General features: G+C 64.9%; 13 protein-coding genes and 1 pseudogene. 5 read left to right on the forward strand and 9 right to left on the reverse strand.

Translation table 11 applies throughout. The features are described 5' to 3' along the window. The first annotated feature begins 128 nt into the window (after positions 1-128). From ACTQ49_RS14470 to ACTQ49_RS14485, 4 genes are all read left to right on the forward strand, one after another. The gene (locus ACTQ49_RS14470; RefSeq protein ID WP_441828543.1) at positions 129-728 is read left to right on the forward strand and encodes a Jag family protein; all 600 of its coding nucleotides are present in this window, start codon (positions 129-131) and stop codon (positions 726-728) included. Between the two features lie 2,037 nt (positions 729-2,765). Beyond that, complete coding sequence (gene rsmG / locus ACTQ49_RS14475) at positions 2,766-3,380, forward strand: 16S rRNA (guanine(527)-N(7))-methyltransferase RsmG (protein WP_441828544.1); 615 nt, start codon at positions 2,766-2,768, stop codon at positions 3,378-3,380. Between the two features lie 782 nt (positions 3,381-4,162). Next, positions 4,163-4,930, forward strand: a complete 768-nt coding sequence (locus tag ACTQ49_RS14480; protein WP_441828545.1) for a ParA family protein — start codon at positions 4,163-4,165, stop codon at positions 4,928-4,930. Beyond that, the gene (locus tag ACTQ49_RS14485; RefSeq protein ID WP_441828546.1) at positions 4,930-5,862 is read left to right on the forward strand and encodes a ParB/RepB/Spo0J family partition protein; all 933 of its coding nucleotides are present in this window, start codon (positions 4,930-4,932) and stop codon (positions 5,860-5,862) included. The genes ACTQ49_RS14480 and ACTQ49_RS14485 overlap by 1 nt, the downstream gene beginning before the upstream one ends. A gap of 196 nt (positions 5,863-6,058) precedes the next feature. On the opposite strand, the pseudogene ACTQ49_RS14490 reads toward ACTQ49_RS14485, so the two are convergent. The 4 genes and pseudogenes from ACTQ49_RS14490 to ACTQ49_RS14505 all read right to left on the reverse strand — a co-directional run. After that, positions 6,059-6,412: pseudogene (locus tag ACTQ49_RS14490) on the reverse strand (DUF3817 domain-containing protein); the annotation flags it as partial. 218 nt (positions 6,413-6,630) lie between these two features. Then, positions 6,631-7,323, reverse strand: a complete 693-nt coding sequence (locus ACTQ49_RS14495) for an SURF1 family protein (protein WP_441828547.1) — start codon at positions 7,321-7,323, stop codon at positions 6,631-6,633. After that, positions 7,320-8,312 carry a D-alanine--D-alanine ligase family protein gene (locus ACTQ49_RS14500; RefSeq protein WP_441828548.1) on the reverse strand — a complete coding sequence of 331 codons (993 nt, stop codon included), beginning with the start codon at positions 8,310-8,312 and terminating at the stop codon, positions 7,320-7,322. Before ACTQ49_RS14500 ends, ACTQ49_RS14495 begins: the two co-directional genes overlap by 4 nt. Positions 8,313-8,333: 21 nt before the next feature. Continuing rightward, a complete protein-coding gene (locus tag ACTQ49_RS14505) occupies positions 8,334-9,647 on the reverse strand; it encodes an aminotransferase-like domain-containing protein (RefSeq protein WP_441828549.1) in 1,314 nt (437 codons plus the stop codon). Positions 9,648-9,812: 165 nt separating this feature from the next. Between ACTQ49_RS14505 and ACTQ49_RS14510 the strand changes: the two genes are divergently transcribed. Then, on the forward strand, positions 9,813-10,445 hold the full coding sequence (locus ACTQ49_RS14510; protein WP_441828550.1) for a hypothetical protein: 633 nt from the start codon (positions 9,813-9,815) through the stop codon (positions 10,443-10,445). A 131-nt stretch (positions 10,446-10,576) separates the two neighbouring features. On the opposite strand, the gene ACTQ49_RS14515 is transcribed toward ACTQ49_RS14510, so the two are convergent. From ACTQ49_RS14515 to trxB, 5 genes are all read right to left on the reverse strand, one after another. Next, entirely contained in the window at positions 10,577-11,191 is a 615-nt protein-coding gene (locus tag ACTQ49_RS14515) for a transglycosylase family protein (RefSeq protein WP_441828551.1), read from the reverse strand. A 171-nt stretch (positions 11,192-11,362) separates the two neighbouring features. Then, a complete protein-coding gene (locus tag ACTQ49_RS14520) occupies positions 11,363-11,824 on the reverse strand; it encodes an OsmC family protein (RefSeq protein WP_441828552.1) in 462 nt (153 codons plus the stop codon). A 14-nt stretch (positions 11,825-11,838) separates the two neighbouring features. After that, a complete protein-coding gene (locus ACTQ49_RS14525) occupies positions 11,839-12,468 on the reverse strand; it encodes a hypothetical protein (RefSeq protein ID WP_441828553.1) in 630 nt (209 codons plus the stop codon). Positions 12,469-12,609: 141 nt separating this feature from the next. Beyond that, positions 12,610-12,930: a thioredoxin gene (gene trxA / locus ACTQ49_RS14530; protein WP_441828554.1), complete on the reverse strand. Its 321-nt coding sequence runs from the start codon at positions 12,928-12,930 to the stop codon at positions 12,610-12,612. Between the two features lie 87 nt (positions 12,931-13,017). After that, a complete protein-coding gene (gene trxB / locus ACTQ49_RS14535; protein ID WP_441828555.1) occupies positions 13,018-14,061 on the reverse strand; it encodes a thioredoxin-disulfide reductase in 1,044 nt (347 codons plus the stop codon). Positions 14,062-14,266 lie beyond the last annotated feature (205 nt).

The raw sequence follows: 14,266 nt of genomic DNA on the forward strand, positions 1-14,266 counted from the left end.
GGGGCGTTGTGGTGGAGGGGGCCGGCCCCCGCGAACCGGTGGCGTTCCCGCCTGAGTGGGCGGGCCGTCGTGCATCCAGAGATTTCTCGTGGCGCTTGCGTCACTCCCCTTTCAACGAGGAGAACACCATGAGCGAGCAGCTCACCACCGCAGAGGTGGACACCCAGACCGGAGACGACACCGTCGAGGTGGAGACCGCGCAGCAGCAACTGGACGACCAGGCCGCCAAGGGGGCCGACGAGGCGTCCGCCAAGGATGAATCCGGCGCCCAGGAGGACCCGCTGGACACCGAGGGTGACATTGCCGCCGACTACCTGGAGGAACTGCTGGACATTGCAGACCTCGACGGTGACATCGACACCTATGCGGAGGGCGGCCGGGCCCATGTCTCGATCGTGACCGACAGCGAGGTTCTGGTGGGCAAGGACGGAGAGGTCCTGGATGCGCTGCAGGAGCTCTCGCGGCTGGCGGTGATGACCGAGACCGGACATCGCAGCCGACTGATGTTGGACATTGCCGGTCACCGTGAGCGTCGCCGCAAGGAACTGCAGGTTCTGGCGCACGATGCCATCGCCGAGGTCAAGACCTCGGGTGAAGCCGTCCGCATGACGCCGATGAACCCCTTCGAGCGCAAGATCGTGCACGACGCCGTGGCCGCGGCTGGGCTCGTCAGCGAGTCGGAGGGCGTGGAACCCAAGCGTCGCGTCGTGGTGCTGCCCGCCGAATGATGGTCGGGGTGATGTGATCCCTGGGCGTGGGCTCAGTTTCCCGAGTTTTTGGGGGCGGCTTCACGAGGTTGCCTGGGGCCGGACGGTTTTCCGTCCGGCCCCTTGTCATGCTGGTCCCCTTCTGTGTTGGTTCCCCGTTTCGTTGGTCCCCCCTTGTGTTAGTCCTGGCGCCGTGCCGGCTCTGGTGTCATTGCGGCAGGTGGTGGCATCCCGGAGCACTGGGTCAGGGCAGGCGCGACGTGTCAGTGCCCCGAGCTGGCGACCAAGGCGCGGGTCCCCTCCTCGCTCTGACTGATGTCGACGATTCCCTTGAATGGCCACGCGGTCTTCGCGGCTACAAGGCTTGGTCTGCACCGTGCCGATGCCAAAGGGATCGCTCCACCTGACGCTCTTGTCCAACGCCAGTCGTGGTGGCGACGGGTCTTGGTGCTGACTCCGGTGCCTCTGGAGAACCCTCAGATGGTGACGATTGTGCCGCCCTCTGTCGTCCGTGGCGGTTGCGGTGGAACCGAAGCGACTGAGATCGCACCTGCACGCTGGGGTCTCCTGCAACTGGAGGAGCGCGCACTCGCTTCTGGTCGAGCCATCCGTGAGAATGGCCGCCCGCCGAAGCAATGGAGAGATAAATCGACAAAGAGAGAAAGAGAGTGATTGACACTTATCCACAGGGGGATGGAGATGTCCACAGCAGCTCGCCGCCGCCAGTGAGCAGGTTGATTGGGCAGAAGTGGTTCTGCGGCGGGTGGACGACTGGCCCCAGGGCTGTCTGGCCTGGGTGGATAGTTCCTTGTCGATGTGGGGATCTGCACACATTTCGCTGACGTTGCGTGGCCGTCTGACAGCTGAAACCTTTGGCCGACGCACTTCGTGCCAGGAACGAAGGTGGCGAAGGGCCTCGCAGTTTTCCACAGATGACCGGGGTGGCGTGTGGATGGTGGAAGGTGCGGGACATGTGACATGCCGCTCGCTCCGGGAGGAGTGGATGTACCGTTGGTCGGACGGTGACCGACTCGCGATCTCACCCTCCGGTCTAGCCCTTCCGTGGTGAGCCTCGTCAGGACGGTGCAAGGCGCGAGCTCCGAGGCGGACGGGCTCTCGTTCCTCCGACTTCGTCACTGACAGATCTGGCCCGGTGGCATGGAGGCGTCTCGTCCGTGTCGAGAGTCCGCGTCCGGCGAGGATGCACACACGGAAGTGGTGCCGGTGGAGCTTCTGCGACGCCCGGACCGGACAGAAGTGGGGCTGGCAACCACTTCGCAGGATTCAGGCGTTCCACGTGAAACATGGCGTCGGGCACCCTTCTTCCCGACTGTTGGTGAGGCACGCATCTAGTGGGGCGTGCTGCACAGAGGTTTCGCCTTCGAATGCAGCACGCGAGCCGGCTCAGTCTGACTGGTTCAGACTGTTGATGCCCAGGTTCTGGCCGGTCGCTCTCGTCGCAATGGTTCGCGAGGCATCTGACGTGGCGGGGTCAAGTCACAGGCCCCGCAGATCCGAACGCGGCGCGAAAGGCAGCTACATCGTTCTTCGAGCTCAAACATCGCCGAGGGAACTTGAGCGCAAGCCATGGATGATTGTGCCGGCCCCACGTCGTGTGGTCCGGCACAACACGTCGGTCGACGAGCTTGGGAGCGAACAGGTGCTGTGGCGACTGACCTACCGCTGCCTGGACCGGCCAGCGCTCGGTTGAGTCGCGAGCCCACATCCCATGGGTCGGTGGTCAGCTCAAGACAGAAGAACATCGAAGGGTGGACAATGTCGAGTGGGGTGCTGGTTTGCCAAGAACTGGAAGTACCTGGTTGATCGAGGCGGCGCTGATTCGTCCACGGCGCGCTCCGCTACATGGGACGTAGGCTCGGGCTTGGAGTGGTCAGTACGCATTGAGACCCGGGGCCTTGCTGTGGAGTGGTCGGGCTCTGACTCAGGTGGATGTAGGCGCTTCAACGTGGACGCAGTCCGAGCCCGGCATGAAAGCTGGATGAGGCACTAGTGTTGATCAACAGTTCCCCATCCGGCGTGGCTGTCGAAAGAAGAATCATGGATCCCATCGAACAAGCGAGAACTGTTTACAGAGAAAACTTTACATCGATTAGTGACTATGTCGACATTCTTGCCACCAAGGGCATTGACTGGGGCCTGATCGGACCGCGCGAAAAGGATCGTTTGTGGGAGCGTCACATCCTGAACTGCGCTGCGCTGGCGGACCTCATCCCTGACGGGGCCACAGTGATCGACGTGGGCAGCGGGGCTGGACTGCCAGGGATTCCTCTGGCCATTCTGCGTCCTGACCTTGAGATGACCCTTCTAGAACCCCTGCTGCGTCGCTTCAACTTCTTGGGCGAGACAGTGGAAGAGCTGCGGCTGGAGGATCGCGTGCAGGTGGTTCGTGGCCGTGCTGAGGACTGCGACGAGACCTATGACGTGGTCACCTGTCGTGCAGTGGCCAATGTGCAGAAGCTTCTAGGGTGGTGCACTCCCCTGTTCTATCCGAATGGGAGGTTGGTCGCACTCAAGGGTGATTCGGTTTCGCAGGAGATCTCAGACGCGTCACGTCGACTCGAGGCGGGACGGCTGGACGCCCAAGTCCTTCAGGTTCGCGCCCACCCGGAGGCCGAAGTCACCCAGGCTTTGGTGATCACGCCCATTCGCTGAGCATTCTGCTGCCCTGGGGGGGCGGGTGATTGCTTGGCTGATGTTTCACGTGGAACACCATCGCTCCGGCGATGGACTCCGACGGCTCTGACTGACCTACGTACGTGTATGGAGCTGGCGAGGGATTGGGAACCACGTTCTGCGCGGGAGCTGGATCGGAGTGGTTTCGGGGGTCCGATGGGTTCAAACGAGACTCCGTCGGAGATTCCTGGTGGTCGCTCTTCGCGCTAGTCGAGCGGTGCAGGCGTGCGTCTCAACGCACTGTTTGCCGGAATTGGGTGTTCCCGCTGGCGCCGGTTGGGAACGGATGACGCTGCCTCACGTAGGTATGGGCTTCTGCGACCACATGGCCTTGGTCCGTGGTGAGTTGTGTGAAGCCGTGTGACTGCGGCGTAACATGTTTCGGAACGATGCACTGGGGCGGCTCCCTTGACATGTGCGCGTACCCACCTGGCCCGTATACCGGGTGCCACTCAACCTTCTTGCGCACCCTGAGATGCGCGTAGGCCACTGAATGAGCACACCAGTAGAGCGCCAGTGCCACACCCACCGTACTGTGCTGTGTTCCTCACGGATGATCCGACCATCTCTAGTAGACTCCTCGCGTACATCAGATTTGGCGCAGAGTGTTCCACGTGAAACATTCGCTGCGACGAGCATGAAGGGCGAACCCACTTGTGACCAGTACCGCAAGCACCCCCACGCAGCGTGTCCCTGGTACTCCGCGCATCATCCCGCGTGACGTCAAGACTGACTTCCCCAAGCCGGCCTCTACTCGGGTGATGTGCGTCGTCAACCAGAAGGGCGGCGTCGGAAAGACCACCACGACAGTGAACCTTGCGGCATCACTGGCGGATGGCGGTCTCACGGTGCTGGTGCTGGACCTCGATCCACAGGGCAACGCCTCAACGGCGTTGGGAATCCCGCATGCACCCGGAACTCCCGGAACCTACGAGGCTCTCCTTGATGGCGTGCCGCTCGAGGAGCTGATCGTCGATTCGCCTGAGGCTCCTGGGCTTCAAGTGGTCCCCGCCACGGTTGACCTGGCGGGTGCGGAGATCCAGTTGGTGCAGATGGTCGGGCGAGAGCAGCGCTTGGCACGATCAATCCGCAGCTACCTTAAGAGTCACGAGGTCGACTACATCCTGTTCGACTGCCCACCGTCGCTGGGTCTGCTGACGTTGAACGCTCTGGTTGCCGCCGACGAGGTGATCATCCCCATCCAGTGCGAGTACTACGCTCTGGAGGGCGTGTCGCAGCTGATGAACACGATTCAAGTGGTGCAGCGAGAACTCAACCCCGATCTTGACCTGTCGACGGTCCTCCTGACCATGTTCGACGCACGCACCAAGCTCTCGGCACAGGTGGCCCGTGAAGTCCGTCGTCACTTCGAGAAGCAGACCCTGGACGCCCAGATCCCGCGCAGCGTCCGGATTGCCGAAGCACCGAGCTACGGCCAGACACTCCTCCAGTTTGATCCCAGCTCGGCCGGCGCAAAGGCGTACTGGCGAGCAGCCAATGAAATCGCACACCGTGGAAAGGCCCTTTGATGCCTGCAAAGCACCAGTCCGGACTCGGCAGGGGTCTAGGAGAACTCTTCCAGCGTACCGACATCGATGACGAATCAACTCGTGACAAGGCACTTCCCCCGGAGATCGACCACGCTGGCCCTTCCGCACCCCTGGAGGATGGCTCCTACTTCCAGTTGATCCCGGTGTCGCAGATCCGACCGAATCCCAAGCAGCCGCGGACGGTTTTCGACGAGGACGCGTTGAATGAGCTTGTGGAATCCATCAAGGAAGTGGGAGTCCTTCAGCCGATCGTCGTGCGCAAGGTCAACCAAGATCAATATGAATTGATCATGGGTGAGCGCCGCTGGCGCGCGAGTACCGAGGCGGGGATGGAAACCGTTCCGGCCATCGTCCGAGGAACCGAAGACGGCAACCTGCTGCGCGACGCACTCCTGGAAAACCTGCACCGTGCGCAGCTGAACCCCCTGGAGGAGGCTGCCGCCTATCAGCAAATGCTGAGTGACTTCGGTTGCACCCAGGAAGAGCTGGCGGTGAAGATCAAGCGATCGCGACCCCAGATCTCGAATACGATCCGACTCCTTCGTCTTCCCGCGCCGGTGCAGCGGCGGGTTGCGGCCGGCGTTCTGTCAGCCGGCCATGCGCGTGCTCTCCTCATGATCGAGGATCCGGTTGCCCAGGAGCAGCTGGCCCAGCGCATCGTCGCAGAAGGACTCTCCGTGCGGGCCACCGAAGAGATCGTTGCGCTCCAGGACGGTTCCACTGCAAAGAAGAAGCGGGAACGTACACCCAAGGAGCCCTCACCGCGCGCGTTGGAACTCTCCTCAAGCCTGTCGGATCACTTCGACACCCGCGTGAAGGTGGACATCGGTCGCAATCGCGGAAAGATCACGATCGAGTTCGCCACCGAGGATGATCTGGAGCGAATCCTCAATATCGTCAACGGACAATAAATAGATCAGTCAATACATCACTTTGTCTACAAATATGTAGAGGTCTGTTCCCGTTCCCGTGCTCGTCGAATCATCGACGAACGACCAAAGGGCCGGTCATCCTCCAGTGAGGATGACCGGCCCTTTGGCGCGAGACAGTGCCCGGGACGCCTGGCCAGCGCCAGACGGCAAACCGGGCGGTCGCAGACCTTGCTGGTCAGGACTCGACGGACGAACCCAGCGCACGCTCCCACGTGCCCAGCGTCTCCTGGACGTCCTTGCGGGCCGAGGCCTCCGCGACGAAGGACAGGAAGGGGACGGTACCCGCCAACGCGATAAGCAACAGTCGCTTCCAGGACCAACGAGCGCGGCGGCCCAAGTCATAGGCGGTGATCAACAAACCCATGTACAGCCAGCCATGTGGAACGCCAGTCCAGGTCACCACAGTGTCGTTGTCCCAGATGTATTTCAACGGCATGCCAATGCAGACGAGCACCACAAGCAGAACGCCAGTGGCGTACGCAAAGAAGCGGTAACGGGTCAGCGCCCCGCGCAGGCCCTGGACATCTTCCTGCGTCAGGTCGTCGAGGTCATCATCATGAAGGTCAGTCACACACCCACCCTATCCAGCCAGTGAAGATGTGGCGGGACGGCCCGTCAGAGCGGACGATCGAGAGATACCGGGGGCATCTGGCACTGGGGGCATCTGGCACTGGGGGCATCTGGCACTGGGGCACTTCGGGGGCTGCTGACCGTCGCGGCCCGAATCCCGCGTCCCGAACCCGGGGCCTACTCGGCCTTCTTCGGACCCGCGGCCTTCACCCCAACCCACGTGGCGGCAAAGCCGAAGATCGCGAAGGCCCACCACTGCAGGGCATAACCGCGATTGCGCTCCTTGCCGCCCCCGACGTCGGGAATGTCCGGCGCCTTGGGACCCAGACCTTGGGCCCTGCTGGCGTCGGCCTCCTGGGTCACGAAACCAGCCACCAGGGGCGCCGGCCAGTCTTGGGCCAGCTGCTCCAGACGAACCGCACTCAGGGTGCCGGCCGGGGCATCGCTCGGCAGCGGCACGGTGGGCTTTCCCTGGGTGGGCAGGATGACGCCCTGGACAGTCTGCGGGCCGCTGGGTGCCGGAGGAGGTGTCGACTGCCCCTGCGGGAGGGTGCCACGCACGACCGTGAGCGTGCGTCCGCCCTTTGTCCGGAAGGCACTCACCACCTGCAAGGGATGCTCCGTCCCTGCCAGGACCTGCTTGCCGGGGAGAAAACTACCCGTCGCGGTCACCCGACGCCCGTAGAGGTCGCCGACCACCTCGCCCTGCAGATTCGACTCGAGGTCTCGGGGCTGGCCCGCCGCGCGCTGTTCGGCGCTGCCCTGCGCCTGGGACTGGAAGACCTCGGCCTGCCAGAGCCCGAGGAAGATCATGAATACGCTGAGGGCACAGCCGATCACCGCGATGAGCAACTGCTTGAGCCGGGTCATTCCTGTGCAGCCTCCTGCACGAGGGGACCATAGACCCGAGCAAGATCAAGACCGGCAGCCTGCATGGCGATGGGGGCGATGGACGTCTCGGTCATGCCGGGAGCCGAGTTCCCCTCCAGGAACCAGGCACGGCCCTCGTCGTCGACGATCATGTCGACGCGGACAACCGCCTGGAGATTGAGCGCCTTCACGGCCCCTTGTGCAAGATCAACAACATTGCGGGCGGCATCGTCGGGAAGTTCTGCGGGCACGATGAATCGGGTGAAGCCAGCCGTGTAGCGCGCCGCGTAGTCGTAGATCCCCGATTCGGGACGGATCTCCACGGCCGGGAGGACCCGCACGTCGTCACCGCGCACAACGGCCGTGACGGCCACCTCCGTGCCGTGGATGAACTCCTCGATGACGGCCACCGGCCCGTAGGCATAGGCAGCCACCATCGCCTGGCGCAGCTCGTCCATGGAGTTGACCTTGGTGGTGCCCAGTGCCGAACCGCTGCGCGCAGGCTTGACGATCAGCGGAAAGCCCAGCTTGGCTCCCAGCGCCTCCACGAGCCGATCGGCGCCCAACTCGCGGAAGATGTCGTGGGGCAGGGCCACCTGCTGCGGAACGTTGAAGCCGGCGCGGGCCACCACGGTTCCGGCCACCGACTTGTCGAAGGTGGTGCGGCAGACCGCGCCCGAAGAACCGACGGCCGGCACGTCGAGCAGCTCGAGGACCTCCCGCAGGGCGCCGTCCTCACCCAGACCACCGTGCAGCATGGGCACCACGACCGGGCGTTCCAGGCTGGCCAGCAGCGTCAACAGCTCGGAGTTCACATCCGTCTCGATGACCTTGTGGCCGGCGCCGCGCAGGGCCTGGGCCACGCGTCGCCCCGAACGCAGCGAGACGTCGCGCTCATGGGAGAGGCCGCCGGCCAGCACGACGACGGTCGGCTGGGGGGAACCCTGCAGGACGGTATTGGCTGCGGGCTGGATCTGCTCGTCGCTCATGGTGGGTGGGTGCCCTTTCGCTCAGAAGGTTTCCGGGCCGGGGCCCAGATTGCGGCTCACATGCATCGGGGAGGAGCCCAGACCGAAGGTCTGGTGCAGCTCGAACTCTCGGTTGACCACGTCGGCAAGACGACGGACGCCCTCGCGGATCCTCTCCGGTGGCGGGAAGCAGTAACTCAGGCGGATGTTGCGGCTGCCCAGTCCGTCGGCGTAGAAGGCGGTGCCAGGGGTGTACGCGACGCGCGCCGTGACGGCACGCGGCAACATGGCCTGCGAATCCAGCCCCTCGGGCAGCGTGACCCAGACGAAGAAGCCACCCTTGGGTTCGGTCCACGTGGTGCCGGGCGGCATGTACTCCCGCAAGGCCTCCAGCATCGCGTCGCGGCGCTCGCGGTACATGTCCTTGAAGGCGACGATCTGGCCCTTCCAGTCATGATTGGCCAGGTAGGAGCTGATGGCGTACTGACTGAAGACCGGCGGGCACAGCGTCGCGGATTCCTGGGCCAGGACAAGCTTCTCGCGCACGGCATGCGGTGCCAGCACCCAGCCAACCCGGAAACCAGGGGCGAAGGTCTTGGAGAAGGAACCCAGATAGATGACCTGCTCGTCGTCCAGGGAACGGATCGCGGGAATCGGCTCGGCGTCGAGCGTCAGCAGGCCGTAGGGATTGTCCTCCACCACCAGGATGTCGAGCTCCCGGCAGACCTCGACGATCTGCTGGCGGCGCTCCAGGCTCTGGGTGATGCCCGACGGATTGTTGAAGTTGGGGATCGTGTAGAGGAACTTCGGGCGCTTCCCGGCCTCGGCGCACGCCGTCGCGGCCTCCCGCAGCGCGTCGGGCTGCAGGCCGAACTCGTCCATGCTGACGTGCACGACCTCGCACTGATAGCTGCCGAAGGTGCCCAGCGCCCCCACATAGCTCGGAGCCTCCGCCAGCACCACGTCGCCGGGATCGCAGAAGATGCGGGTCACCAGATCGAGCCCCTGCTGCGAACCACAGGTGATGGTCACGTCGTCAGGATGAGCACTGATGCCCTCCAGCGCCATGACCTCGCAGATCTGCTCGCGGATGAAGGGCTCGCCTTGGCCGGATCCGTACTGCATGGCCTGTTGGCCACGCTCCTGGACGAGCTCAGCCAACGTGTTGCCGACGATGTCCAGAGGGAGGTCGGCGATGTTCGGCATGCCGCCTGCCAAGGAGACCACCTCGGGCCGGTTCGCGACCGCGAACAGGGCGCGGACCGCGGAGGCACGCATGCCGTGGGTGCGCTGGGAGTAGCTGGAGTAGTAACGGTCCAGCCGGGTGTCTCGACGTTGGGGTTCAGGCAGGCTCACCCCTCTACTCTGCCACGCGGGCCGGGTTCGTGGGTTGAGGGTCACTCCCCCGGCCTACGCGTTATTCTTGGCGGGACCTCCGCCTACGCGTCATTCTTGGCGGGACCTCCGCCTACGATGGACACTGCCGCTGCTGGACGAGGGTTCTGTGTGGAGGAGGCTGCCATGGCACGATCCGGACGACTGCGCGTCGTGCTGCCCGGTGACCTGCCCGCCCTGCTGCCCACCTGCGATGCGCACGGCGAACTGGACGCGCTGCTGCAGGATCCGGGTGCCACCTGGGCCCGCGCGGCGATGGACCAGTGGGGACTCTGCGGAGTGGTGCTGGTGAATGACGACTCGTCCCCCGAGGCCCAGCTTCTCGTCTGTCCCGGCCTGCAACTGCCCCCGGATCATCCCCTGGTCCACTGGTCGCGCCTCCCGGATGCCGCCTACCTGCTGGCTCTGGTGACGGAACCCGACGATGCGGACAACCGGGGATTGCCCCAGGCCCGCACCCGACTCCTGGTGCAGGCGCTCTCGCGTCGACTGGCCGGGGATGTGGCCACCGTCGAGGCAGCGGCGAGTCTGCGCGGCGGCACCTGCCTGGAACCGCCGATGGACTGGTTGGCGGGTGCCGGATTCACCGGTGTGCCCGAGCCCAGGGCCGACGGACGGGTGCGGATGCGTCTCTCGCTGGAGTCCACGTCGCGATGGATCCCGGACCTGCACCGTGCCAAGGATCTCCTGCAGGGGCTGCTGCCGCGCCCGGTGCCGCCCGTCGAACCCACCGGACGCGACGGCCACGGCGCACCCTGAAGACGTCGCCCTGGCCGAGCGGCTCGGGCCGCCCCATCACAAGCCGCGCGATCACAAGCCGCGCGATCACGACATGACGATGCCCCGGCCAGCAGGCCGGGGCATCGGGTGTTGTGAGGAGTTTGACGTGATCAGGCGACGCGGATCTTCTGGCCGACCTTGATCATGTTCGGGTTCTTCACGGTGGACTTGTTGAGCTGCCAGACAGCCTTCCAGCCGCTGCCGTTGCGCTTGGCGATCTTCGACAGGGTGTCCCCACGCTTCACGATCACGTACTTGGCGCCCTTGACCGACTTCACGGGGGCGGTGGTGGTGGCCTTCTTCTTGGTGGTGGTGGCCTTCTTCTTCACCGGGGCGACGGTCTTCACGCTCGAGGTGACACCGGTGCTGACGGCCAGGCCGTTGGCGCGGGTCAGGCCAGCGCGCTTGGAGCAGACCGGCCAGGCGCCGGGGCCCTGGGTCTTCAGGGTCTTCTTGGCGATCTCGATCTGCTGGGCCTTGGTGGCCTTGTTGGCCGTCGGGGCGTACTTGCCGCCGCCGAAGCCGAGCCAGGTGGAACGGCTGAACTGCAGGCCGCCGTAGTAGCCGTTGCCCGTGTTGATCGACCAGTTGCCGCCGGACTCGCACTGGGCCACACGGTCCCACACGGTGCCAGCGGCCTGCGCGGGGGCAGCGGCGCTGATACCGATGCCGGCGCTCAGCGCGGTCGCAGCGACCAGGGAAACGAAGGTGGAGGTCTTGTTCATGAGAGCCAACGTAGGCATTCCTGAGCGTTTCTCAAAATCGCTCTCAGAAAAATTGCCAACTGGGGACTGGACGCCACCCCGAACGGCCTGTATGGCACTGGTGTGTTTCCGCTGCTCACAGCCGAATTCACCGGCGGCGAGCCAGTTTCCTGAAGAACAGCTGGACGCAGCTCACCGCTCGGGCTCGGTGACCCTCATCACCACCGGGGTCTCATGTTCCACGGTCCGGGAGACGGTGCAGTCCCTGTCATGGGAGAGCCGCACCAGGCGCTCCACCAGACCGGCGGCCTGACGGCCAGCCTCGTCATCGCCGAACAGTATGGAGAAGTCGACACTGACATCGCGCAGACGCGCGCCGCCCGTCTCGTCGAAGAACTTCTCACCGCCGGCGACCACCTCGAAGGTCTTTGGCTCAGCACGCCGGGCCGTCACCACGTCCACGTCGATCGCACTGCAGGCACCGACGGCGGCCAGGAGGAGTTCCACCGGGCTGAAGTGCTCCGGGGCCATGCCGACGGCCACCTGCACGCCATCGGCATTGGTTGCCAGATAGTTCCCCGTGCTCGTTCGTTCGACGCGCACCTCACGTCGGGCGCTCGTCGGGGTGGATGCCGAATCGTCAGGGGTGGTCATGAGGGCCTTCCAGGTCAGGGAGCCATGGTGTCCGCGAAGCGGTTGGTCAGCTCCATCAGGTCGGTGCGGGTCAGACCCACCAGATCGACGATCATGATCGCCGTCTTGTCGCGGATGATCGCGCAGGCATCCCGATTGGTGTCGATGCTGGTGCCGCAGTAGCCGTCCTCGGTGGCGATGATCGCATTCATGCCCATGTCCGTCATGAACTTCTTCGCGTCGGTCTCCGGACGGCTCATCAGCAGCACGACGGTGTTCTGTCCGCCCCGGGCATAGGTGGCTGCAATGGTTGACTTCTTGGTGGTCGGATTGGCCGACGGGGTGTCCGCGGAGTTGGCATCGCGGGAGTACTCGTCCACCGAGAGCGGCGGAGTCATCGTCCACGGGGTCCGCGACGGAGCCGCGGTGATCACCACCTGCGGCTTGCTCGCATTGATCCGATAGGCCGCATAGGCCGCGCCGCCCACAACCAGGAGCAGGCCCAGCAGCCCTGCCAGGAGCAGGACCCAGCGGGGGAAACGGCTCGCGTGGATGACGGGACCAGCGTCCAACTCGTCGGGGCCCGTGGTGGCCGTGGCACCGAATGAAGTGCCGTCGGAGTCCAGGGGAGACGGGCCATGACTGTCACCGGGGGTGGTACTCATGGGGACAAACCTAGTGGAATCACACGACCGCGGCTCCCTGTGGGCAGCCGCGGTTGTGATTGTGCTTGTCAGAGAGGGAAGACGGATTCCCGGAGGTGAAGACCGGAGCTTCCACCCGGATCGACGAGCTGGTGCCGACGATCAGATGAACTCGTCCAGGGCCTTCAGCAGCGCACCCTTGCTCTTGGCGCCCTGGAAGGACTTCACCACACGGCCGCCCTGCCACACCTGCAGCGTGGGGAGCGACAGGATCCCCTGCTCGGTGGGGATCTGGGTGTTGGAATTGGTGTCCATCTTGACGAAGTCCATCTTGTCGCCCAGCTGGGTGGCGATCTCGTCGATGATCGGCGAGAGCTGCTTGCAGGGGGCGCACCAGTCGGCCCAGTAGTCCACCAGGACCGGCTTGGGGTTCATGACGACCTCGTCGACGAAGGTCTTGTCGGTGACGTCCTTGACGCTCATGGTTCTCCTTGGATCTGTCCCCTTGACGGGCTCGGGGAGCGGTTGGTGTCCCCTCTGTGGACGCGGGGAGCGGTTGGGTGTGGGGGGTCAGGCCTGCACGTTCTCGTCGGCCAGGTCTGCGAGCCAGCGCTCCGCGTCGAGGGCGGCCTTGCAGCCGGAGCCCGCGGCGGTGATCGCCTGGCGGTAGGTGTGGTCCACCAGGTCGCCGCAGGCGAAGACGCCGGACACATTGGTCTTCGTCCCGTCGGCCTCGGTGAGCACGTAGCCGGCGGCGTCGAGCTCCACCTGCCCCTTCACCAGTTCGGAACGGGGCTCGTGGCCGATGGCGACGAAGAGACCGTTGACGGGGAGCGCCTTCGTCTCGCCGCTCTGGTTGTTCTTGAGGGTGACGCTCTCCAGTGCCTTGTCTCCGCTCATCGAGACGACCTCGGAATTCCACTCGATGGTGATCTTCGGGTCGTTCAGGGCACGGGCCGCCATGATCTTGCTGGCGCGCAGCTCGTCGCGACGCACCACCATGGTGACGCTGGAGCCGAAACGGCTCAGGAAGGTGGCCTCCTCGACGGCGGAGTCGCCACCGCCGACCACGACGATCGGCTTGTCCTTGAAGAAGAAGCCGTCGCAGGTGGCGCACCAGCTGACACCGCGGCCGGAGTACTTGTCCTCGTCGGCCAGACCCAGACGCTTGTAGCCCGAGCCGGTGGCCAGGATGACGGCCTTGGCGCGGTAGGTATTGCCGGCGGAGTCCGTCACCGTCTTGATGGGGCCCGTGAGGTCCAGCTCCTCGGCATCGTCGGTGACGAATTCGGCACCGAAGCGCTCGGCTTGGGCGCGCATGTTCTTCATCAGGTCGGGGCCCATGATCCCGTCGGTGTAGCCCGGATAGTTCTCCACCTCGGTGGTGTTCATCAGGGCGCCGCCGGCACTGAAGGCACCCTCGATGACCAAGGGCTTGAGATCGGCGCGGGAGGTGTAGATGGCTGCCGTGTAGCCGGCTGGGCCGGATCCGACGATGATCACGTCGCGCACCGGCTGGTCGTCGGCCGTGACGGGAGCGGTGACGGGCTCCTCGTCGGGGGTGATGTCGTCCAGCGAGATCAGTCCGGTGACGTTCAGGGCGGGTGTGGTCATGATGTCCTCTCGCGCGGCCGCGCCGCGGTGGCGTGCTCCGGGTGGAACTCTACCGAGCGCTGGTTGCGCGACGGGTGTCCACTCGCCGGGTCAACCATTCGCCTCGCAGCGCTATTCCCGGCCCGGTTCGCCCGCCCGGAAGAGCAGAGGCATCGCGGCCCCGCCACCCCTTGAGGTACTGGTGGGGGGGGCGCGGCGGGGGGGT

Source organism: Luteococcus sp. Sow4_B9, assembly GCF_052116585.1.
Taxonomy (GTDB): Bacteria; Actinomycetota; Actinomycetes; order Propionibacteriales; family Propionibacteriaceae; genus Luteococcus.